General features: G+C 59.0%; 19 protein-coding genes. 12 read left to right on the top strand and 7 right to left on the bottom strand.

Annotation, left to right across the window (positions count from 1 at the left end):
* Positions 1-8: 8 nt before the first annotated feature.
* From LB553_RS12525 to LB553_RS12550, 6 genes are all read left to right on the top strand, one after another.
* A complete protein-coding gene (locus LB553_RS12525) occupies positions 9-2,036 on the top strand; it encodes a hydantoinase/oxoprolinase family protein (RefSeq protein WP_224513579.1) in 2,028 nt (675 codons plus the stop codon).
* A 120-nt stretch (positions 2,037-2,156) separates the two neighbouring features.
* The gene (locus LB553_RS12530) at positions 2,157-3,176 is read left to right on the top strand and encodes a sugar ABC transporter substrate-binding protein (protein WP_224513580.1); all 1,020 of its coding nucleotides are present in this window, start codon (positions 2,157-2,159) and stop codon (positions 3,174-3,176) included.
* 3 nt (positions 3,177-3,179) lie between these two features.
* On the top strand, positions 3,180-4,052 hold the full coding sequence (locus tag LB553_RS12535) for an enoyl-CoA hydratase/isomerase family protein (RefSeq protein WP_224513581.1): 873 nt from the start codon (positions 3,180-3,182) through the stop codon (positions 4,050-4,052).
* A gap of 9 nt (positions 4,053-4,061) precedes the next feature.
* Positions 4,062-4,808: an amidohydrolase family protein gene (locus LB553_RS12540; protein ID WP_224513582.1), complete on the top strand. Its 747-nt coding sequence runs from the start codon at positions 4,062-4,064 to the stop codon at positions 4,806-4,808.
* A gap of 44 nt (positions 4,809-4,852) precedes the next feature.
* Positions 4,853-5,842, top strand: coding sequence for an MDR family oxidoreductase (locus LB553_RS12545; RefSeq protein WP_224513584.1), 990 nt, complete (start codon positions 4,853-4,855; stop codon positions 5,840-5,842).
* A 271-nt stretch (positions 5,843-6,113) separates the two neighbouring features.
* The gene (locus LB553_RS12550; protein ID WP_411962172.1) at positions 6,114-7,085 is read left to right on the top strand and encodes a GlxA family transcriptional regulator; all 972 of its coding nucleotides are present in this window, start codon (positions 6,114-6,116) and stop codon (positions 7,083-7,085) included.
* Positions 7,086-7,203: 118 nt separating this feature from the next.
* Here LB553_RS12550 and LB553_RS12555 read toward each other — a convergent pair whose 3' ends face one another.
* Genes LB553_RS12555 through LB553_RS12580 form a run of 6 tightly spaced genes read right to left on the bottom strand, consistent with a single transcriptional unit; the run spans position 7,204 to position 14,484 of the window.
* Positions 7,204-7,902 (bottom strand): class II aldolase/adducin family protein, encoded by a 699-nt coding sequence (locus LB553_RS12555; RefSeq protein ID WP_224513588.1) that lies wholly within the window; start codon positions 7,900-7,902, stop codon positions 7,204-7,206.
* 10 nt (positions 7,903-7,912) lie between these two features.
* Positions 7,913-9,988 carry an ABC transporter ATP-binding protein gene (locus LB553_RS12560; protein ID WP_224513591.1) on the bottom strand — a complete coding sequence of 692 codons (2,076 nt, stop codon included), beginning with the start codon at positions 9,986-9,988 and terminating at the stop codon, positions 7,913-7,915.
* Between the two features lie 41 nt (positions 9,989-10,029).
* On the bottom strand, positions 10,030-10,926 hold the full coding sequence (locus LB553_RS12565; RefSeq protein ID WP_224513593.1) for an ABC transporter permease: 897 nt from the start codon (positions 10,924-10,926) through the stop codon (positions 10,030-10,032).
* Entirely contained in the window at positions 10,923-11,939 is a 1,017-nt protein-coding gene (locus LB553_RS12570) for an ABC transporter permease (RefSeq protein ID WP_224513594.1), read from the bottom strand. Before LB553_RS12570 ends, LB553_RS12565 begins: the two co-directional genes overlap by 4 nt.
* Positions 11,939-12,814, bottom strand: coding sequence for a fumarylacetoacetate hydrolase family protein (locus tag LB553_RS12575; RefSeq protein WP_224513597.1), 876 nt, complete (start codon positions 12,812-12,814; stop codon positions 11,939-11,941). The genes LB553_RS12570 and LB553_RS12575 overlap by 1 nt, the downstream gene beginning before the upstream one ends.
* Positions 12,815-12,834: 20 nt before the next feature.
* Complete coding sequence (locus LB553_RS12580) at positions 12,835-14,484, bottom strand: ABC transporter substrate-binding protein (protein WP_224513598.1); 1,650 nt, start codon at positions 14,482-14,484, stop codon at positions 12,835-12,837.
* Positions 14,485-14,880: 396 nt separating this feature from the next.
* On the opposite strand from LB553_RS12580, the gene LB553_RS12585 reads away from it, so the two are divergent.
* The 3 genes from LB553_RS12585 (at position 14,881) to LB553_RS12595 (ending at position 17,687) form a co-directional block, all read left to right on the top strand.
* Complete coding sequence (locus LB553_RS12585) at positions 14,881-15,993, top strand: aromatic ring-hydroxylating oxygenase subunit alpha (RefSeq protein ID WP_224513601.1); 1,113 nt, start codon at positions 14,881-14,883, stop codon at positions 15,991-15,993.
* A gap of 17 nt (positions 15,994-16,010) precedes the next feature.
* Positions 16,011-16,508 carry a type II 3-dehydroquinate dehydratase gene (locus tag LB553_RS12590; protein ID WP_224513602.1) on the top strand — a complete coding sequence of 166 codons (498 nt, stop codon included), beginning with the start codon at positions 16,011-16,013 and terminating at the stop codon, positions 16,506-16,508.
* Positions 16,509-16,784: 276 nt separating this feature from the next.
* A complete protein-coding gene (locus LB553_RS12595) occupies positions 16,785-17,687 on the top strand; it encodes an NAD(P)-dependent oxidoreductase (protein ID WP_224513604.1) in 903 nt (300 codons plus the stop codon).
* An 88-nt stretch (positions 17,688-17,775) separates the two neighbouring features.
* On the opposite strand, the gene LB553_RS12600 is transcribed toward LB553_RS12595, so the two are convergent.
* Entirely contained in the window at positions 17,776-18,729 is a 954-nt protein-coding gene (locus LB553_RS12600) for a LysR substrate-binding domain-containing protein (protein WP_224513607.1), read from the bottom strand.
* 198 nt (positions 18,730-18,927) lie between these two features.
* On the opposite strand from LB553_RS12600, the gene LB553_RS12605 reads away from it, so the two are divergent.
* The 3 genes from LB553_RS12605 (at position 18,928) to LB553_RS30800 (ending at position 21,541) form a co-directional block, all read left to right on the top strand.
* A complete protein-coding gene (locus LB553_RS12605) occupies positions 18,928-19,782 on the top strand; it encodes an SDR family NAD(P)-dependent oxidoreductase (protein ID WP_224513609.1) in 855 nt (284 codons plus the stop codon).
* Positions 19,783-19,912: 130 nt separating this feature from the next.
* Positions 19,913-20,209, top strand: a complete 297-nt coding sequence (locus LB553_RS30795; protein ID WP_224513743.1) for an ATP-binding cassette domain-containing protein — start codon at positions 19,913-19,915, stop codon at positions 20,207-20,209.
* 852 nt (positions 20,210-21,061) lie between these two features.
* Complete coding sequence (locus LB553_RS30800) at positions 21,062-21,541, top strand: NAD(P)-dependent oxidoreductase (RefSeq protein WP_411962166.1); 480 nt, start codon at positions 21,062-21,064, stop codon at positions 21,539-21,541.
* Positions 21,542-21,593: the final 52 nt, after the last annotated feature.

The following is a 21,593-nucleotide window of genomic DNA, read 5'->3' on the forward strand; positions in this document are numbered from 1 at the left end:
TTCTTCATATGACAATGATCGGCGTCGACATCGGCGGCACCTTCACTGATTTCATTATTGCCGAACGCGGCTCGGTCCGCGTTCACAAGCGACCAAGCACCCCCAAAGCGCCGGCAGAGGCGTTCCTGAAGGGCTTGGAGGAGGCTTCGGTCGCTCCCGGTGCGCTGGAAAAGGCGGTCCACGGAACCACCGTTGGGACAAACACGATGATCGAGCGCCGGGGGGCCAGAGCCGGGCTGATCACAACGCTGGGCTTTCGCGACACACTGGAGATCGGTCGCGGCATCAAGCCGATGACCGACTATTTCAACCTCCGCTGGAGCGCGCCTGCGCCCTTGGTTCCACGGGAATTGCGATGCGAGGTATCGGAGCGAGTTGCGCCTGACGGCAGTATGGTTGATCAGTTGGATGAAGCCGGTGTTGAGGCTGCTCTAGCCTTCCTGTCGGAGCAGGGCTGCGATTCCGTCGCGGTCTGCCTGCTGTTCAGTTACGCCAATCCGGTGCACGAGCGCCGGATCGCCCAGATTGCAGCGGAGAGGTTCCCCGAACTCTCGATCTCCACGTCCTCGGACCTGCTGCCGCAGTGGCGAGAATATGAGAGAACCTCCACCACCGCCGGAGACGCCTACATTAAGCCCGTGATGGCGCAGTACTTCACCGCCCTGGAGAACAAGATGGCGGCCGGGGGACTGAACCGCGAGCTTTTCATCATGAAAAGCAATGGTGGCCTGATGACTTCGCGGACCGCCAAGAACTATCCGATCCACACCTTCCTCAGCGGTCCGGCCGCGGCCGCACTGGCAGGGAAATTCATCGGAAAGAGTGCAGGCTACGACAATGTGATTACCACCGACATGGGCGGCACCAGCTTTGATTTGTCCTTGGTGCGTGACAACGAGCTTGCCTACCGCACCGAAGGCGAAATCGACGTCGGTATTCCGGTTCTCATTCCGACCATTGACATTCGCACCCTCGGCGCTGGCGGCGGTAGCATTAGCTGGATCGATGTCGGCGGCGCCCTGAAAGTCGGACCGCAGAGCGCGGGGGCTGATCCGGGCCCGGCCTGCTATAGTCGCGGCGGCACAAAACCGACCGTCACGGACGCCAACCTTGTCCTCGGCAGACTAGGCACTGAAGCGGCACTGGGTGGATCGGTAAGGCTCGATCGTGACAAGAGTGTCGCGGCAATCAGGCAGGTCGCAGAGCCGCTTGGTCTGGAGGTCGAAAAGGTCGCCAAGGGCATTATCGACATCTGCATCAACAATATTGTGCATGAGGTACGGGCGATAAGTGCCCAGCAGGGAATCGATCCGAGAGCCTTTGCCATCATTGCAGCAGGCGGTGCCGGACCCCTGCATGTAGCGGCGCTTGCCGACGTTCTCGGAATGAGAACCGTGATCGTACCGCCGCGGCCAGGTTTGCTCAGTGCTTCCGGGTTGCTTTTGGCCGATCTGCGGTTCGATAGCGTCCGTTCGTGGCCCTTGGTGCTTGAACGCGGCGACCTTGGCCAGCTCAATTCAGTCTTCGACGAGATGGTTGCAGAAGCCCTGCATAATCTCGAGGGGGAAGGCTATGCCGGCGAGCCAACGCTGATCCGTTCGCTTGACATGCGCTACGAAGGTCAGAACTGGGAAATCAGTGTCCCTGTGCCGACCGGGGAGATTTCGTCCGAAGTGGTCGCCACGGCCTTCGATACCGAGCACGAGCGCCTCTACGGGATTCGCATTCCCGATGCTCGCCACGAAGTTGTCAATCTGCGCGTCACCGCCATCGGCCCTCAGGCAGATCCGACGCGCTGGCTACCGACCATACCAACTGGCGTCGCCGGTCCGCCTCCGTCGAGGCGCAGGGTCTATGACCACGCCTCCGATCAATATGTTGAAGCGCCGATCTATCATCGCGAGACACTGGTAATCGGCCAAGAGTTCGAAGGCCTTTGCATTGTCGATCAGACTGACACGACGTTGTTCGTGCCCTTCGGGTGGAAATGCAAGGTCGACGATCAAGCCAATATCGTCATGACCCGCGAAGATTAACTGCAAGAAGGGAGGACAACATGGATCGTGACCGCGCCAAGGGGTAGGGAGCGGAACTCTGAAGTGGAAGTCAAACGGTAACAAAACCAACGAACTGAAAAAGTATCAAGGAGCGGAACAATGAAAAAATCAGGTCGTAGAATCTCAAAAGAAGCTATCGGGTTGGCCGGCGGCATCGCGCTGACGATGTCGATGACCACCGCGGCGCTCAGCGAACAGCTAAAGCTCGCCCTCTTCGTACCCTTCAAAAACGCCTACTATGCCCAAACGATCGCTTCGACACAGTCTATTGTGAAGGAAGCTGCCGGGACGGTGGAAGTGTTTGACGCCGGCTCGGATGCTCAACAGCAGGCCAGGCAGATTCAGGATGCGACGGTATCGACGCGTTTCAATGCCTTTATGATCGTCCCGTTCGACGGCGGCGGGGTAGTGCCTTTTGTCAAAGCTGCGGCCGACGCCGGGATCAAGGTCGCGATCGACACGACCGTCGTCGGGACGGACTTGAAGACCGAAAAGATCCAGGTCCCCGGGGTAGTGAGTTCCGCGACCAACCCGCCCTACCACGATGGCCGGTCGATCGGAGAGAACGTGGTGGAGGCATGCAAGAATATCAATCCGTGCAAGGCCATCTACCTGGCTGGTAAATTTTCCTTCGGCTACGACAGCGGCGTTCGGACAGGCGTTGAGGAAGTCCTGAAGAGCCACCCGAACATCAAGATCGTATCGATGGTCGAGGGAAACTATCTTGCAGATACCGCGTTCAAAACAATGCGGGACGCGTTTCTGGCGAACCCTGACGTCAACGTCGTCTTCTCCACTTCCGATACGATGATCGCAGGGGCGGTTAAGGCCGCCAAGGCGTCTGGGCTCACTCTTGGCGAGGGCGGTATCAAGCTCGTCGGCAATGGCGGCTCCGAAATCGCGGCACAAGGCATCAAGGACGGAACATGGTATTCGTCGCTGATCTGGATGCCGACATCGAGCGCTCAGTTCAACATCAAGAACTTGGAAGCTGCCGTAAACGGCAAGCCGCTGCCTGGTGAGGCGGCCATCTATACGCCGAAGGCGTTAAGCCCGGTCGGCCTCTTCATCGACAAGACGAATGTCGACAAGTTCAAGCCGGAGTACCAGGGCAGCTGAGCGATGGTGGGCAGCATCGTCGATGCTGCCCACTGCGCTTACTCTAGAGTTTTTGAGGCCGAGCATCCGATGGGCGATTTTTCGACGATTGAGTACAGTCTGCAGGACGAAGTAGCGACCATTCATCTCAATCGCCCCGCAAAGCTCAATGCCATAAACCTGCAGATGGTGTCCGAGCTCGAGGATGCCACGCGGCACGCGGAAGCCGACCCGGGCGTAAAGGTCATCATCCTGGCGGGCCGCGGCAAATCCTTCAGCGCCGGGTTTGACTTGAAAGAGATAGAACCAGGTTCATCCGATCCGGAAAAGAAACGACGTAATCTGGAACGGAAGTTCCGGATGATCATGAGCTTCTGGAATTGCTCGAAACCCACCATAGCGGCGGTTCACGGCCATTGCGTTGGTGGAGGGTTCGAGCTCGCACTATCCTGCGACATCACTCTGGCTTCAGTCTCATGCAGAATGGGAGAGCCCGAGGTCCGTTTCGGCTCCGGGGTGCTCGCCATGCTCCTTCCCTGGCTAACCGGGGCAAAGGCCGCCAAGGAACTGCTGCTGAGCGGCGATGACACAATGACAGCAGAGCGTGCGCTGTCGCTGGGCATCGTCAACCGCCTCGTGTCCGATGATGCGCTGGAGGAAGAGGCCAGGTCTCTCGCCAGGACAATCAAGCAGGCAGATGCTCATGCAGTGGCTATGACCAAGCGTGCGATCAACGGCTCGTTGAATGCTATGGGCATGCAGGAGGCTTTGCTGCACGCGCTTGAGATCGAGGTTTCGATTGAAACTGCTAGCACTCCGAAACGCACTGAATTTCAGCGAATTTACCAGACTGAAGGGCTCAAGGCTGCCTTGGCGTGGCGTGACGCAGCCGGCTAACCAAGTCAAATGACGATCGACGGCTATTGCCATTGCGGGAAGACGAAGTACCGCCCCCTGCAAGATGTTGTCTCCACGCTTGATGCGGTCGGAGTAGGCAGGGCCGTCCTTGTTCAGCATATGGGTGAGTATGACAACAGCTATATCGGCAAGGCTCTTGCCGAAAATCCCTCGCGCTTTGCCGGTGTCGCGCTTTTGAACCCAACAGGCGATTGGTCGGCTGCGTTGAAGACGCTCGCCGCGAGCGCTGGCTGGAAAGGAGTCAGAGTCGATCAGCCCATGTTGCTTGGGGCCACGGCCATGTGTCGTGCCGTCCTGGAGCGCGGGTTGGAGCTGCTGGTCTATATCGATGAGGACGGTGTTTCAGGAGTGCAGGAGCAGATCGCGGATCTTGCCACCTCGAACCCAAAGAGGCGGATTGTCATCTCGCATTATGGGATCGCTGATCGCGTCGAGTCTTTCAACGGATTCGGCCTGGCCTGCGGACTGTCGTCGATCTCTAACGTGAGGATTGTGCTCTCCGGCCTTTCCCAGTTTTCGAAGGAACCGTTCGACCCGTTCATCGAGCCCACGCATGAACTCATCGAATGCTTCGGCACCGAACGGCTGATGTGGGGGTCCAATTTCCCCGTTTGCGGCGATCGCGGTGGCTACGCCGCAGCCCTGGATTTCATTCAGTCCGGCAAGCTTGGCTTATCCGACAAAGCCCTCAATGACATCTTGTCCAAGACCGCTGACGAGACGTGGTTTGCGTAGGCCAGGGTTATGATCATGGAAATTTCGTCCCTCCAGGAGAGAGCATGACCGACACCTTCAAAGCCATCCGCGTCTCGCGCGATGCGGACAAGAAGCAGTCCGTCGATATCGTCGACCTCACCGAGGCCGACCTGATGGAAGGCGACGTTACCGTCGCCGTCGAGGCGACGACGGTGAACTACAAGGACGGGCTCGCCATCACCGGCAAGGCGCCGGTCGTGCGCCGCTGGCCACTGGTTCCAGGCATCGATTTCGCCGGCACCGTGATTTCCTCCTCGCATGCTGACTGGCGCAAGGGCGATAAGGTGATCCTCAATGGCTGGGGCGTCGGCGAGACGCATTACGGCGCCTATGCCGGCCGCGCCCGCGTCAAGGGCGACTGGCTGGTGCCGTTGCCCGAGGGCATGAGCGCGCATGATGCCATGGCCGTCGGCACGGCGGGCTACACGGCCATGCTTTCCGTCATGGCGCTGGAGCGTCACGGCATCGCGCCCGACCGCGGTCCGGTGGTTGTGACGGGCGCTGCGGGCGGCGTCGGCTCGGTCGCCATCTCGATCCTGTCCAGCCTTGGCTACCATGTCATCGCTTCGACCGGCCGCAACGCCGAGAGCCCCTATCTGATCGATCTCGGCGCGGCCGAGGTGATCTCGCGCGAGGAGCTCAGCCAGCCGGCGAAGCCGCTCGCCAAGGAGCGCTGGGCAGGCGGCGTCGACTCGGTCGGCAGCCACACCCTGGCCAATGTGCTGTCGATGACCTCCTATGGCGGCGCGATCGCCGCTTGCGGCCTCGCCGGCGGCATGGACCTGCCGGGAAGCGTCGCGCCCTTCATCCTGCGCGGCGTCTCGCTGCTCGGCATCGATTCGGTGATGGCGCCGAAGGCGGTCCGCCTGGAGGCGTGGCGCCGCATCGGCACCGACCTCGACCTGAAGAAGCTGTCGACATTGTCGCGCACGATCGGTTTCGACGGCATCGTCGCCGCCGCGCGCGACATCGTCGAAGGCAAGATCCGGGGCCGCGTCGTGGTCGATATGTAGCCGGAACTTCGCAAGGCAGCGGTTCCTCAGGCTTTCACCCAAATCACCGCTGTGAGACGTATCCGCCATGTTCCGGACCCTGTCCAATAATGATGAATGCACGTCGCAAATGTTCGTTTCAGGCGAGGCCGCGTGCGATAACTCGGCTGAAAAACCCGGTGAGGAATAGATGATGGTGAAGACAAGACGCACCGCGGTCTGCGCAATTACAAACGCCAAGCCCGCCGCGAGACCGAGCTCCTTTGTGTTCTATCTAGCTCAAGACTTCCCCATGATTGCGTTCTCATCTGCGGTGGACGCTCTTCGGCTCACCAATGCTGCTGTTGGATACCGCGCCTATGACTGGCGTGTCGCTTCGCGTAACGGCGATCCTGTGCGATCAAATTGCGGGGTCGATGTCTCGGCTGTCAGCGATCTTGCAGCAGAGCGAAAGAACCTCCTTGGTTCCGAGCGACCGGCGATGGTCATCGTTTGCGCTGGACGACTTTTGGAAGGCTCCTCCGATCGAGGTCTCGAGGCTTGGCTGCGCGAATGCAGGCTTCGCCGAATTTCAGTTGGTGCGTTCGGGTCGGGCAGCTACGCGCTCGCCAAGGCGGGCCTTCTGGACCGAAAAAAATGCGCTATCCACTGGGAAAAGCTGCCAGGTTTCAGCGAACAATTCCTCACAACATTTCCGAGCCACACGCTTTTTCAGGAAGACGGCGATATCTGGACCTGTGCTGGCGGTATGGCCGCGCTTCATATGATGTTGCACATTGTTGACAGAGATTTTGGCGAGCAGATCGTCACGCGCGTTTGCAATCAGGCATTGGTGGAACGGGCAAGGCTCCCCAGCGAGCGCCAGCGGATGCCGTTAGCCAACCGACCCGGCATGGTAAACGAAACGGTCGTGACCGTAGTGGAGCAGATGGAGCTGAATCTGGCTGAGCCGTTGTCCGTGGACGAGCTTGCATCGCGCGTGAAACTCTCTCGGCGCCAGGTGGAACGTCTATTTCGCAATCACATCGGTCACTCACCCGTGAGCTACTACCGTCAGCTGCGGCTGGAACGGGCAAAGCTGCTGCTCATGCAGTCCCAGATACCGATTGTCGACATAGCCATCTCCTGCGGTTTCATATCCGCTTCGCACTTCTCTAAGTGCTATCGAGAAGCAAATGGCATGTCGCCGATGCATGCGCGGAAAAATCGCTATCATCTTGCCAGTGGCGTGATTGCAGGCGGGCTGTACGGAGCGGCCGCGTAAGGAGCCGCCCGCTCACTGCGCTATCGAGGTAGGTCTCATGCCCAGTCGGGTAAGCGCTGCCGGATGGATTTTGGACGCACAATAGAAATACGGCCGCCGCCAGACGGCGCCGGGCATGTCACCCGTCCGCTTCCTGGTCTTCAGCGGTGAGCATATCCCACAGGCGCTCGACTTCGCGTCCTGCGAACTGCCCTAGATCGGCGGCCTGGACCGCGTTGAGGCGCATCGCTGTTTCTGAACCACCGGCGTCATGTAACGAAAGTTCAACACGCCCCGCCTGATCCAGCATCCATGCGAGCGCCACTGCTTCCGGCAAGCTGGACCCGGCGGTAACCGCGCCATTGCCACGCAACACGATGCCACGCGCCGCACCCATCATTTCAGCGACGCCAGCTGCCAATTCATCTTGGCGAAGAAGACGCGTGTCGAGCCACAGGGGAGGCGAGGGGGCGAAGTAGGCGCTGAACACGTCGCGCGCTGCAGGCACTTTGCCCATCAGCGACAATGGCATCAGACTTGGCGAGTAGAAGCGGCAGACACCGCTCACATCTGGTCGACGCCGATAGATCTGTTGATGGACCCGTACCTCACCCAGGACGCCGGCCGGCAACGGAGCATTGATCTCGACGATCGTGCATGCTTCGCCGACCTGTATGCGTCCCGGCGCCTTGGGTGGGCCTACGAGAAGATGGTCCGCATCCAGTCGCGCGCTGCAATGGCCAAAGGCGGTTACCAAGCCCGCCCGCGCTATCGCGCGACAGGCGAGTCTCAGCATTCGGGCGGTATGTTCTTCACTGGTGGCTGCGGGTTGAAGCATCTCGGTATCGTCACTGGGCCGCAAGTTGGGAGGTGCCGCCAGGATTGCATGCTTGCGGCATGACGCGCTGCCGAGGCGACAGACGGCCAAGCTGCTCCAGCAGGATATGGCAACGCAGCGTCGCCTCCGCCGCCCGGCGCTCTGGAGGCTCCACGGTCAGGCAGATATCACCCAGACGGCGATGACACTTTTGCGCATAGACGCATCCATGACCAGCCGTGACAGGCGTGTTTTCGTCGGACGTCGTCTCAAGGATCGGCCTTTCGCTCCGCAAGGCGGCGTTCAGGAGTCGTTCCGTATAGGGATGAAGCGGACCGTGATAGACGTCATCTACCAACCCGCTATGCACGACCTTGCCGCGGTAGACGATCATGACATCATCAGCGAACGCATGCACGACCGCCAGATCGTGGGAAATGAAAAGGATCGCGGTACCGCGCTGCGCCTGCAGATGCTTCAACAATTGCAGGATCGATGCTTGGACCGAAACGTCGAGAGCCGACACCGCTTCGTCGGCGATGACCAGCGCCGGCGATCCCGCGAAAGCTCGCGCGATGGCTACCCGTTGTTTTTGACCGCCGGAGAGTTCGGCAGGGTAGCGATCCATCAAAGCGGGATCAAGTTGCACGGCGAGCATCAGATCTCGTGCCCGTTGATCGACTGCGGATGCAGCTTTCAGGTTTGTCAGCTTGCGAATGGCGCGACGCAGTCCTGTTCCCACTGTGCGAGCGGGATTGAGCGTGCCACCCGGGTTCTGAAACACCATCTGCATGGCCGACGCGACCTTGTCTGACCGGCCACTTGGCGGCAGTTTGGAGCCTTCGAAACGGATGTACCCGTCGCTCGGCTGGTCCAGCCCGATAACCAGGCGCGCCAGCGTTGATTTTCCTGAGCCGGACTCTCCAATAACCGCCAGGGTGCGCCCGCGGTACATGTGGAAGGAGATGTCGTCATTGGCGCGGACTGCTTGCCCATTCCCGGAGACTGCGCGATGGGGAAACAAGCGGGTCAGGTGATCGGCTTCCAACAAGGGGGCGGGCAAGGCTGCCGGAGCTGTATCGTTTCGAACAGCATCCTGCAGCGGAACGTCAGCTTGTTCCGTGATCGGGAAGTGGCAACGGACCCTGTCATCGGGTTGGAGATTGTTCAGCGCTCGCAACTGCGGATGCTCCTCAAGGCAGCTATCGGCGCGCGCGTTGGAGCAGCGGTCTGCAAATCGGCAGCCTTCGATGCGTGGTTCGCGTACTTTGGAGGGTATGTCGATCCCGGTTAGTAGGGCACGCTGGCCCCTTGCGGCGATGCGAGGCGTGCACGCCAGAAGTGCTCGCGAATAGGGATGCGAGGGCTCGTTCATGATCTGATCGGTTGGCCCGATCTCGACCAGTTCTCCCTTGTACATGACGCCGATGCGTGAACACACCTGCGCCACAAGAGGCAAGTCGTGCGATATGAACAACATGCCCATTTGGCTGCTGGAACGGATTTCCGCGATAAGATCTACAATCTCCGCCTGGACCGAGACGTCAAGGGCCGTGGTCGGCTCGTCGAGCAGCATCAACGCAGGTCGGGCCAGCAACGCCATTGCGATAACAATCCGCTGCTTCTGGCCGCCGGACAGCTCAAAAGGGTAACTGCTTAGGACGCGATGAGTGTCGGCCAGCCTAACAGATCGCAGCGTGTGTTCTATACGCGCTTCCCGCTCCTCCCTCGACAGCACAGCCAATGTCGCGACCTCGCGCAACTGACGTCCTATCCGCAGCCGCGGGTTTAGCGAGGCCATCGGATCCTGATGGATCATCGCCAGTTTGCGTGCCCGAAGGTCTCGCAGGGCCGAGCTACGGAGTCCGTTGACGGGAATGCCGCATACCTGCACGCTTCCAGAGAGTATCCGCGCGCCACCCGTCAGATGGCTCATCACGCTCATTGCCAGGGTCGACTTCCCACAACCAGACTCGCCCACAAGTCCCAGGGCCTCTCCCGATTCTATGGACAGCGATACCTCGGAGACTGCTTCGATGGCCCGGCGTCCTTTGCCATAGGCGATCGTCAACGCTTCGACCTCAAGCACGGAGCTCACAATATCCATTTGTCTTGCTCCTCTTTCTGGCCAAGCCTTCTGCCAAATGATCAGGCGCGTCGCGCAACGGAGGCCACGGCGTCCGCGACAAGGTTGAAGCCAATCACCAAGGAGGCGATCGCCAGGCAGGGCACGAGGCTGATATGAGGCCAGACCAGCATGAAGGCCACGCCCTCCTTGACCATCCCGCCCCAGTCCGGGTCGGGCGGCGGCAATCCAAGCCCCAGGAAGCCGAGTGAGCCGATCTTGATGATCGTGTAGCCCATGCGCAGGCAAAAATCGACCAGCAGCGGTACGACCATGTTCGGCAGCAGCTCGAAGAACATGATGTAGAGGCCGCTCTCATTGCGGATGCGAGCCGCGTCCACAAACTCCCTATCCTTCAGGTCAAGGACCATGCCCCTGACGATGCGAGCAACGGCAGGCGCCGTGCTGACGGTGACAGCGACAATTATGTTGGAGGAGGAAGGACCGATCGCGGTGATCAAAACGACGTAGAGAACAATCACTGGAAATGCCAACATGACATCGCAAAGCTTCGTGACGATCGGGTCGATCAGCCTCGAGTAGCCGGATGCCAGGCCAAGCACGATGCCGAACGCGTATGAGGACAGAAGCGACAGGGGAGCGATGGTCAGCACGGAGCGGGCGCCGAATGCGATGCGCGCCCACACGTCACGACCGAGTTGGTCCGTACCCAGCAGGTGCAATGCCGAGGGTTCCGGCTGAGACAAAGCAGCGATGTCCTGCGCGTTCGGATCATATCCGGTCAGCAGCGGCGCAAATATCGCGACAAGACACCAAAGGACCACCGGAACGCAGCCGACGTAGAACAGCGGTGATCGAAGTAAGAGACTGTTCGAGACCGCTCGCCAGATTCGTTCAATGACAACCGGCGGCCTGCCATGACGAATCGGCGCCAGGAGCGGCTGGGTCTGATCGCTCATGCTCGCGCCCTCATCTCGGGATTGAGGACCATGTAACCCACGTCGCTGGCAACCTGAGTAAGTATGACCACGACCAGCGAGATCAGCGTACAGGCCTCGACCAGGGCGATGTCACCAGAGAGTGAGGCCTCCAAAAGCACTCGGCCGAAGCCTGGATAACCGAACACTACTTCTGTAACCACAACACCCGAAACCAGCCAGCCGATCTGCAGCAAGATTACAGTAAATGGCGTGACCATGGCGTTCTTTAGCGCATGTACGAAAACCACTCGTCTAAAGGAAAGGCCCTTCAGGATTGCGGCTTTGATGTAGGGAGAGCGCATGACGTTCGTCATGGAGGTACGGACGGTGCGCGCCACATATCCGAAGTCATAAATGATCAATACGGCCGCGGGCAGGATCAGCTGCGAACTCACCGACCAACCGGATGTCGTATCCAGGTTGCTTGCGCCAGGCAGCACCTGATAGGTGACGACAAATACAAACATCAGGATCACGGCTGATGCGTATTCCGGCACCGAAGCGGCGACGGATGCGACCAATGAGAGCGACCGATCGATTGCCGATCCTTCATAGGCGCCGCAGACGATCCCGATTAGCATACCCAGCAGCGCGATACCGAAAAACGCGACGGTTGCGAGAAGCGCCGTGTTCTCGAGCGCGGGCAGAACCACTTCCACTACCGGCTTTTTATAGAGTTGCGAGTAGCCGAAATTCCCAAAATATCGGGCGTCAACGACTGGCGAGCCGATCAGTCCCGACGTAACAACCGGGTCTTCGCGCAGGCCCACGACAACGCCAATCCAGCGAAGGTAACGAACAAGCAAGGGATCGTTGAGGCCGAGCTTCTCACTCAGCATCTGCCGCGAACTTTCGCTCGAATAAGGCCCGAGGATCTTGGCGGAGACATTGGTCGAGGAATATTCCAGCAACACGAAAACCAGGAAAGATGCCACCAGCATCGTGGCCAGTGCGCTCCCGACACGCGTCGCCAGCCGAACCGTGGGGTTCACTACGCAACCTCCTGGAGAGCGTCCAAGCGCTCCTCGTCGACCACCTGGTTGCGCAAGACACCAATCTGCTCGATATCCACCTCCACGACGTCGCCGTGCTTGAGGAAGACTGGCGGATTGCGCGACTGACCGACGCCACTCGGCGTGCCCAGCACCAGGATGTCGCCCGGCTCCAGAGTCATCGCCTGCGAGACAATCGCGATCGCCTCGGCCACCGGAAAGATCATGTCGTCGGTATTAGCCGATTGCATGACGGCCCCGTTGATTCGCGTTTGAAGCCTCAATCCGCGCGCCAGGGGCGGCAGATCGGAAGCGGCTACCAGACCGGGGCCAAACGCGCCGGTGCTGTCGAAGTTCTTGCCGATGGTCCATTGGGTCGTGCGAAGCTGAAAGTCCCGGACGCTGCCGTCGTTGAAGCATGAATAGGCGCAGACGAACCCGGCTGCGTTTTCCATCGAGATGTGTCGGCCACGGCGGCCGATCACCGCGACGAGTTCTCCCTCATAGTCGAATTTGACAGACACCTGGGGACGCGTCAGAGCGCCCCCTGGTGCAGCCAGAGAGGTCGACGAGCGCATGAAGATGCTCGGATACTCCGGCTTGTCAAAACCGCTCTCGGCAGCATGGTCGACATAATTCAGCCCGAAACATACGATTTTGCCGGGCCGGGGCAACGGCGGGAGCAGCTTCACCGAAGCCAGCGGCACTTTTGCGCCACGATAGGCTTTCGCCATCCGGACCGCCTCATCGAGGCGACCGGCCTGCACCAGTTCCAGCATCGTTGCCGGCAATCCCCTGTCGATTGCCCTCAGGGCAGCTACACCGTCGTCAAAGAGGTAGCCTGCTCGTTCGACGCCGTTGTCAACAAAGCTCACTAGCACGTTACGTTCCTCTCTCAGACGAGTCCCAACTCTTCGCCGAAAATGTAGCCCGACGGGTGCATCTGAAAGCCGCCGATGTCAGACCTCAGATACGTATAGTTTGATTTCCAGATCGGCTGCACGATGGGGCCGTCGTCCTGCATGAGAAGCTCGATGTCCTTCATGATCAGCCGCCGCTGCTCGATGTCGACCGTGGCTTCAGCCTTGCTGAGCAGTTCATCGAGCTCCGGGTTGGAATAAGACGATTCGTTCCATGGTGTGCCGGTGCGGTAGGCAAGCGCCAGCTGCATGATGGCCAACGGGCGGTGAGACCAGCGTGTGACACCGAACGGCACTTTGTCCCAAACTTCCCAATATTGAGCGCCTGGCAAAACCTTCAGCTTCACGCGGATGTTCGCTTCGGCCCACTGGGAGGTTACGCCCTGCGCCATGTTGACAAGATATTCGTAGTCGGCCGGAACGCTGAGCTCCAAATCGAGCCCGCTGGAATAGCCTGCGGCCGCGAGAAGGCGTTTTGCTTCTGCAAGGTCGCGCTTCATCGGCGGTAGGGGCGCGTACTCCGGGTTGACGGGGGCAACATGATGATGCTCACCGACTTTGCCCCGGCCCCGCAGCGATAGTTGCAGGATCGCATCCGCATCCGTCGCAAGACGCAGCGCCTTGCGCACACGTGGGTCGTCGAACGGCTTGATATTGCACTTGCCCCGAATGACGCCCGTCGTCGAAGTCGCAATCTCATAGTATTTCAGGCCAGGAAACTTGCTTAGCACGTCGACCTGAGAGGCGTCCGCCTCGTAGAGCCCATCGATTTGCTTGGACGCAAGCGCGGCGATGGCTGTGCTGGCGTTGTCGCCGAGATCGTAAAACGCGAAAGTCTCGAGTGCTGGCTTCCTGTCCCAGTGGTTGGTCCGGGCCTTGTACACGATGCGGTTGCGCGGCTGGAACTCGACCACTTCGAACGCACCGGTGCCATTCGCACCGACACCGAAATTGCCATTGCTTTCCGGATCCATCATCGGCAGCGCGGTGTGGAAAAGATGCTCGGGAACCGCCAGCTGGGGCGCTTTCAGGTTCAAGCGCACGGTGAAGTCATCGACTTTCTCAATTGCGTTGGCGTCCCACAATGTGACTTTCTTCTTGTCGCCGGCTTTTTCCTCGTTGAGCATGTACGACTTGAACAAGCCGATGCTCGAGGAGCCGTTGGCATCGTCCAATGCAAACTTCAGGTTCCAGACAACGTCATCGGCGGTGAACCTTCGACCGGACCTGAAGGTCACGTCGTTGCGCAGTTTGAGTGTCCAGGTTTTGAGGTCTTCGCTCACATCCCATTTGGAGACGAGATTGGGTCGGGTGATATTGTCCGCGCCGGTGCGGGTCAGGTTGTCGAGCGTCTGCCGAATGATGTTGCTCTTCTGGGCGCTATCGACCTGAAACGGCTTGGTCACGTCGTCGACGCGCATCCCCAATTTGACCTCACCACCCGGCTTGAACGTCGGCTGGGCTTCTTGAGCTCGTGCCTGCGGGATGATTTTATCGGCCATCGCATACGCTGTCGCAGCTGCCGTGCCGAGCAAAGTTACGGTACGCAAGAACTCGCGGCGAGTAGCCCGGCCCTCGGAGAGCAAGGAGGCTGCCTTGGAGACATATGGATGATGATCGCTCATTGGATTCCCCGTTTGTATGAATTTTTATGGTTTGCCGGCTTCGTTCGGCGAAGCCTTGTTTGAAGCATCGCCCGGCGCGAACCTCTGTCGCTATTGCATGTGGTCACACGCGATATCTGGTTGGTTATCGACCACCTCCCGGTTGGCATTGTTTCCAGCCTTATGTCCGACGGCGGATCAATGGTGGAAAGGTGGCGCAGGGTGCGGCCTCGGCAGGAAGGTCCGCAATCATCATTCCCAATATGGAGGCATAACAAAAAAGGAGGTCGCCTGCCTTCGCTGAGGGCTGCACATTAACTGGGAGCGGCAAGATGGGCCGACCAAGACGGGCCGACAATCTCCGATCCCCTGTCAGCGCGACGGCGGAAAAACATCAAAATCGAAGCGGGTCTCTCAATGGACAGCAATTCTTTCTCGTGCGATCTCGACCAGCGGGACGGTCTGACCTTCAGCCTCGACGCAAGATACTATACGGACCCGGCGATCTTCGATCTCGAGAAGGAAAGGATTTTCTTTCGCAACTGGCAATTTATAGCGCACAGTAGCGAGATCCCCAATGCTGGCGACTACGTCACGCGCAAGATAATCGACCAGGAAATAATCATCGTGCGCGGTCAGGATGATGAGATCCGCGCATTCTATAACGTGTGTGTCCATCGTGCTCACACCTTGGTCCGTGGCGATGGCAATTGCGGCCGCGTGATGACCTGCGCCTATCACGCCTGGAGCTACAATCTCGACGGTACTCTGCGCGGGGCGCCTAACCACAAGCAGGTCGAGGGTTTCGATCGAGCCAAGGTGCGGCTTTCCGATGTGCGCGTCGAAATCTTCAGCGGTTTCATTTTCGTCAATCTCGACCCAGACGCCCGACCGCTACGAGATCTTACCGGAGACCTCGACAAGCAAATCGCCGCTTTTGTGCCGAACCACAACGATCTGCGCTTTCTGGTCGAGAAACGCATAGAGCATGACTGCGGCTGGAAAGTTTCGGTCGAGAATTTCAATGAGTGCTACCATTGCCTGGTGGTGCACAAGACGTTGCGGGAAAAAGTTCTCGATCTCGACACGTACCGCACTGCGGCAGAAGGCATATATATACGCCATTTTTGCGAAGGCCGCGCTCCCGGCGAGTCCTTGTATCGGTTTGATCCAGAGCAGGGTCAAAACATGGGCGCTTTCTTCATTTGGCCGAACGTTGCCATTGTCAGCTATCCGGGAGGGATCGTCAGTACACGACACTTCATTCCCATAAACAGCCGACAAACGATCTACAGCTACCGATGGTACACCGACGGTCGAGCGAACGACGATGACATTCTCGACATGGCCCAGAAGCACTACGACACCAATGGTGTCGAGGATGCTGCCGTGGTCCACGAAGTGCAGAAGGGCCTTGAGAGCCGCGGCTACTCGCAAGGTCCGCTCATGATCGATCGTGGCCTGACCGAAAGCAGCGAGCACGGCGTCGGTCATCTACAGCGTCTCGTTCTGCAGGCATTGGCCTCATAACAAGCGGGGGAGCATCCATGAGGACCAGAAAGACCGAATGGTCGATCAGCTTGATCCATGCCCGCAAGCGGCGGGCGGCCTGGTGGGGACCAATCAAATCCAGCGAAGAATTGCTTGAAATCGTCTGTGACTATGGCAGGCGGCTTGGTGTGAAAGTCAATCCGTTCACGTCGGAATCTGAATCCGAGCTTGTGTCGCACATCTACAATGTAGCAGACCAAACGGACGCCTTCTTAGTGAACCCAGCCACTTTCACGACCTATGGCCGCAGCTTTCAAATGGCTTTGGTCGACACGGGCAAGCCGTATGTCGAGTGCCATTTCGCCAACCTGTCCAAGTGGTTCGAGGAGATTTCGCCACGTCAGCCGATCGAATCTATATTCACCCACCAGAGTTCGGGCATGGTGATGGGGCTGCGTCACTACAGCTTTGTCGGAGCGCTGGTGTCTCTCGTTCTGGCCCTGGACGATAAAAACTTCCTTGGCGCGAATGCTCGCAACGCCGAAGCGGCGTAGCCGCAGAGGGCTGGCAGAACAAGTTGCCATGCCCCTGTGAAGTTCGGCCGCAGGACACGAGATGCCGCCGCAAAGCTGCTAGCCGGACATGCGATGGTCGGCAGAGCGAAAAAGTCCCGCTGAAGCGGGTGATGATACGCACCAATGAGCACGCTGTCGCCGACCCGGCTGTCCTCGAGGATTTCCGCCTGATCAGCTCGCCTCCGCGACTTGGCGCGCCCCGCAAAAGTCCCTTCCCGACCAGCCCATTGCAAATGCAAGCTTAGGAGTTTTCTTTTGTCTCAGACCATAGGTTTTCTGGGCCTCGGCAAGATGGGGCAGCCCATGTGCGAACAGCTCCTGAAGGCGGGATTCCAGACCTTCGTCGTCGATCCTTCGGACGAGGCTGCCGGTCGGCTGGAGCGCCAGGGCGCGGTGCGCTTGCGGACGCCCAAGGCCTTGGCCGATCATGCCGCGATCGCGGTGATGATGCTGCCGACACCCGAAATCGTCGAGGAGACGGTACTCGGCGTGGACGGTCTCGTCCACGGAGCCAGGCTAGTCTGCGCTATCGATATGGGCACCAGCGGTTCGGCCTTGGCGGTCAGGATCGGTGAGGTCCTGCACCGGAATGGAAAGCGGTTCGTCGATGCGCCGGTGACAGGCGCGATCAAGGGGGCTCAGACCGGTACACTAACGATCATGGCGAGCGGGATGCCCGAAGACATCGACTTCGCTTCGACCGCGCTTGCCGCGCTCGGGAAGATGCATCGCGTGGGCAGCCAACCGGGGATGGGCCAGACGATGAAGCTCATTAACAATTTGGCATCGGCAGCGAACATGGCTGTCACCACCGAGGTGATGGTCTTGGGCCGGAAGGCCGGCCTGGACTGCCAGCAGATGCTCGACATCATGAACGCCGGCTCGGGCCGCAACTCGGCGTCTGAAGACAAGTTCCCGGACGCCATCATGCCGCGAACGTTCAACTTCGGCTTCCCCATGGACCTTCAGATCAAAGACCTGAAGCTGTGTATGGACGAGGCGTTGCGGCTGCGTGTACCGATGCACGTCGGCAGCAGCGTGTTCCAGCTCTGGTTCCATTGGTTGACACAGGGATCCGACAAACGCGATTTCACAACCATCGTGGAGATGATCGAGACGTGGTCTGGCGTAAAGATCGAATCGTCAGCCCAGAAATAGAGGGACGCACCCTGAAATCCGGCTGTGGGAAATCTGTCGGAAGCTATCCAAACTGCCGGATGAGGAAAGCGCTCCGATGGGCTCGCACCTAGCCTTCGAAGTTCGGCGACCAGTGTTGTTCCATGGCCTTGGCACTCTTTGCCGCCTCCTCCTTCAGCCATGAGACAACGATGGTGGTGGCTCTGGTCTCGATGCGTTCCTCCGGTAAAGCCATGTAGTAGGCGCGAGGCGTTCTCACTCCAATGGGAATTGCTTCCGTAAGCGCGCCGGCATCAAGCAGCCTCTGGACCAGACTCCGAAGCGCGAGGCATATGCCGTGGCCCGCGCGCGCGACCTCGATCATCACTGCGTAGTTGTTGAACTGTGCGCCCGCTGGCGGGATATCGGCGTAGATTCCCAGATCACGAAACCATGTGCGCCAGTCGAGGCCGCCGGGATCTGTCATGTCCAGCCAAAGAAGCGGTAAGGCCAGCAGGTCGGTTGGCGTGTTCAATTGATCGCGGAACCGCTCTTTCATATCCGGAGTGCAAACAGGAATTATTTCTTCCCCGAACAGCTGAAAGGCACGCCAGCCCCGCCAATTGCCGGTGCCATAACGGATGGCGATGTCGCAATTGCCCACGTCAGGCGATACAAACGGATCGTTCATTATCAGCCGTATGTCGATCGTCGGATGGCGCGCACGCAAATCTGACAGCAGAGACGCAAGCCAGAAGATGGAGAACGAGATGCTTGCCGTGATGGTGACGCTGCTCGGCTTCACGATACGTCTCAGATCAGTGCATGCCTCCGCGATATCCACCAAGCTGTCGTTGACCGCAGCAAAAAGGCGTGACCCTTCCGGGCTTAACTTTAGTCCCGTCGGCGAGCGATGGAAGAGTTTCACGCCCAGATCATCTTCAAGGACGCGGATCTGCCTGCTGATCGCGGCCTGGGAAACGTTGAGCTCTGATCCTGCCTTGGTGAAATTCATCTTGCGCGCAGCTGCCTCGAACGCAACGAGGCTATGCAAGGGCGGCAGCATCGAGCGCAGGGCTGTCATCGGATTGCTCCAAACGCTAAGGAAAGAACCTAAGGGGGTAACGCGGAACCTGAGACTGGGTCAACAAGCATCGATCGACTGGCACTAACGGTCGCGGCTTGGCAACAATTGTCATGCCCTCATAATCTCAATCCGCGTTGAACGCGCCTCACCGTTCAACGAAAGCTAGCCGCAACTGGCAAGATTGAGGCGATATAAATGAGAGGTTTAGCAGGCAAGACAGCCGCCGTAATCGGCGCGGGACAAGGTATTGGTCAAGCGGTGTGTCTCGAACTCTCCCGCTATGGCGTGAAGATCGCGGCGATTGATCTCGAAGAGCCGCGAGAGACGCTGGACCGGCTTGCTGGATCCGGCGCTGAGGCGCGAGGCTTTTGTACCGATGTGCGCTCTTTGACGGACATGCAGAAGACGGCAAAGAACGTTTCGGATTGGGCCCAATCGCCAAGCTTCGTGATCAATAGCGTAAATGTTCGTTCTTTTTCGCCGATATTGGAACTCAGTGCTGCCTATTGGCAAAATACGCTCGACGTCATTCTGACGGGGGGGTTCAACACCGCTCGCGCGTTTTGTCCGGCCATGGTCGAGCAAGGCCATGGTTCGGTCGTCTTTTTCACATCGATCACCGCACGTTATTCCTTCCCCAATCTCAGCCACTATCAGGCGGCCAAGATGGGGCTCGAAGGATTGTCTCGTGCACTTGCGTTCGAACTTGGTCCAAGCGGTGTGCGTGTCAACTCCGTCGCGCCGTGGTTGGTCGCCACTCCCAATTTCGGCGACCGCGCCGCGTTTTTCGAGTCCGAGGCACGAAACGGTGCTTTGAAGCGTCTCGCTACGCCCGAAGAAGTATCGCGACTTGTCGCATTCCTTTTGTCGGACGAAGCGTGCACGCTCACAGGCCGCGAAATCGACTGCGATATGGGCTACTCGTTGGCAGCTCAAGATTTCGACGGCTGGCTGGAACGGCGAGGCGGTGGCGTGCGGCCTGGCGAAGACGGTCGTGCCTTGGAACTTCCTCTGGAACGCCGGCTACGCGACAATTCCGACGTATTCTGACACCGGCCCTCAACACCTTATCCGAGGGATGGGGACGAATCGTGACGCTGGCAGTGTCGACCGCCCCTACTCGAAACTGTTGTCCGCACACAACCCTCGATGATGTCATGGCCTCGAGCAGCGCCGGCGTATTCAGTACATTTCTCAAAATCCGGACGCCTCTCTCAACCCGACCCTTCGCGTAGCGACAGAGCTGACGCGAGCGGTGAATTATTTCTTTGCATTGTCACGTGAGCGGGCGTGGCGTCGCATAGAGGCCGTTCTAGAACAGGTCAGGCTCCCGGCAAGTTATCTGAGGCGCTTTCCCGATGAGCTTTCCGGAGGAGAGCGCCAACGCATCGCCATTGCCAGGGCATTTTTGGCCGAACCGGATATCTTGGTCTGCGATGAAATTCTTTCCGCACTCGACGTTACCACGCAAGCTTGATCATCGATGCGCTGAACCATCTCAAATCGACTAACTCGATCACCCAGATTTTCATTTCTCACGACCTTGCATCGGTGAAGAAGGTCGCGGAGAACGTTGCGGTCCCGTTTCGCGGACAGCTTATGCAGGTGGGTAGCTCACATTGTGTCTACGACGGTCCACGTCACCTCTATGCCCAGGCTCTGCTGAACGCAGTGCCCCGGCTCGGCTATCGGCAATTAGCCGCTCACTGTCGAGCCACTCGCAGGCGGCTCTGCGGAAACATGCGCGTATTTCATTCGCTGTCCCCTGAGGATCGTCGGCACCTGCGATAAAATCGCGGCTCCGGCAAGGAAGTCGGCAACGCAGGTTTCGTCCGCTCCCATCGGCAGTTGGTCGAGTTGGCGCCAGCATCACACCAAGGAGAAAATGCCCGGTGAAGAAATGCACGACATTGCTGATCAGCGACTATGGCGCTGACGACGAAGCTTGGCGCAAGGCCTTCAGTGTCCACGATCCCAAGGCTGACATCAGGACTTGGGATGGTCTATGGAGACCAGAGGAAATTGACGCAATCCTGATCGATACCACCATGACCAGCCGGGGCGGGTTCGCTGAGTTCAGGAAGTTGCGCTGGGTCAGTTATCTTGGTCACGCAGCAGGAGACGTGCTCAGCGATCAAACACTTCCCGCCGGTGTCATCGTTACCCACCTCAAGGATCAACAATTGGCTGACAGTCTGAAGTTGTCGGCGCTCCAGTCCGTTCTTTCGCATCAGCAGCGGATTCTCGATTATAGAGCCCGGCGGCATCGCGCGAATGGTCGCGCATCAGGACCAAGCAGCCCTCAGATTTTTCTGTTGTTGTGCTCGGCATGGGTTTCATCGGCGTCCAGATTGCCACCATGCTCAAGGAGCATGGCTTTTCGGTCTCGACATGGAGCCGCTCGAACAGGTCCGTGCTCGGGATCGCAAGCCATACGACAGCAGCCAAGCTTGACGAGCTCCTCTCAAGGGCCGATTTCGTGTTGTCCATATTGCCGGAAATGCCCTCGACACGGCAATTGTTCGACGCCTCGAAGTTTAAGCTGTTCAGGCAAGACTGCGCATTCGCGAACAGTGCAGTCAACCAGGACGATCTCCTTCAGGCGATCGCGAGGGGGCGGCTACACTCCGCCTATCTTAATGTCTTCGAGACCGAGCCCCTGCCTTGGTTCAGTCCGCTTTGGTCTAATCAGAAGGTCGTTATAACGCCGCACGCCGGCGGCGGCCTCGGAACCAGCGAGGACAGCCTCGTCCAGGTGCCATCAATTATGGGCGTTTCCTCAGGAACGAGCCCCTGGAAAACACGGTGAGCAACGAGCGCGGGTACTGACCAGCAGCCTGTTCGGACCTTCTGGCCGACGT

Origin of the sequence: Mesorhizobium sp. CA8 (genome assembly GCF_020164955.1) — a bacterium.
GTDB lineage: Bacteria > Pseudomonadota > Alphaproteobacteria > Rhizobiales > Rhizobiaceae > Mesorhizobium.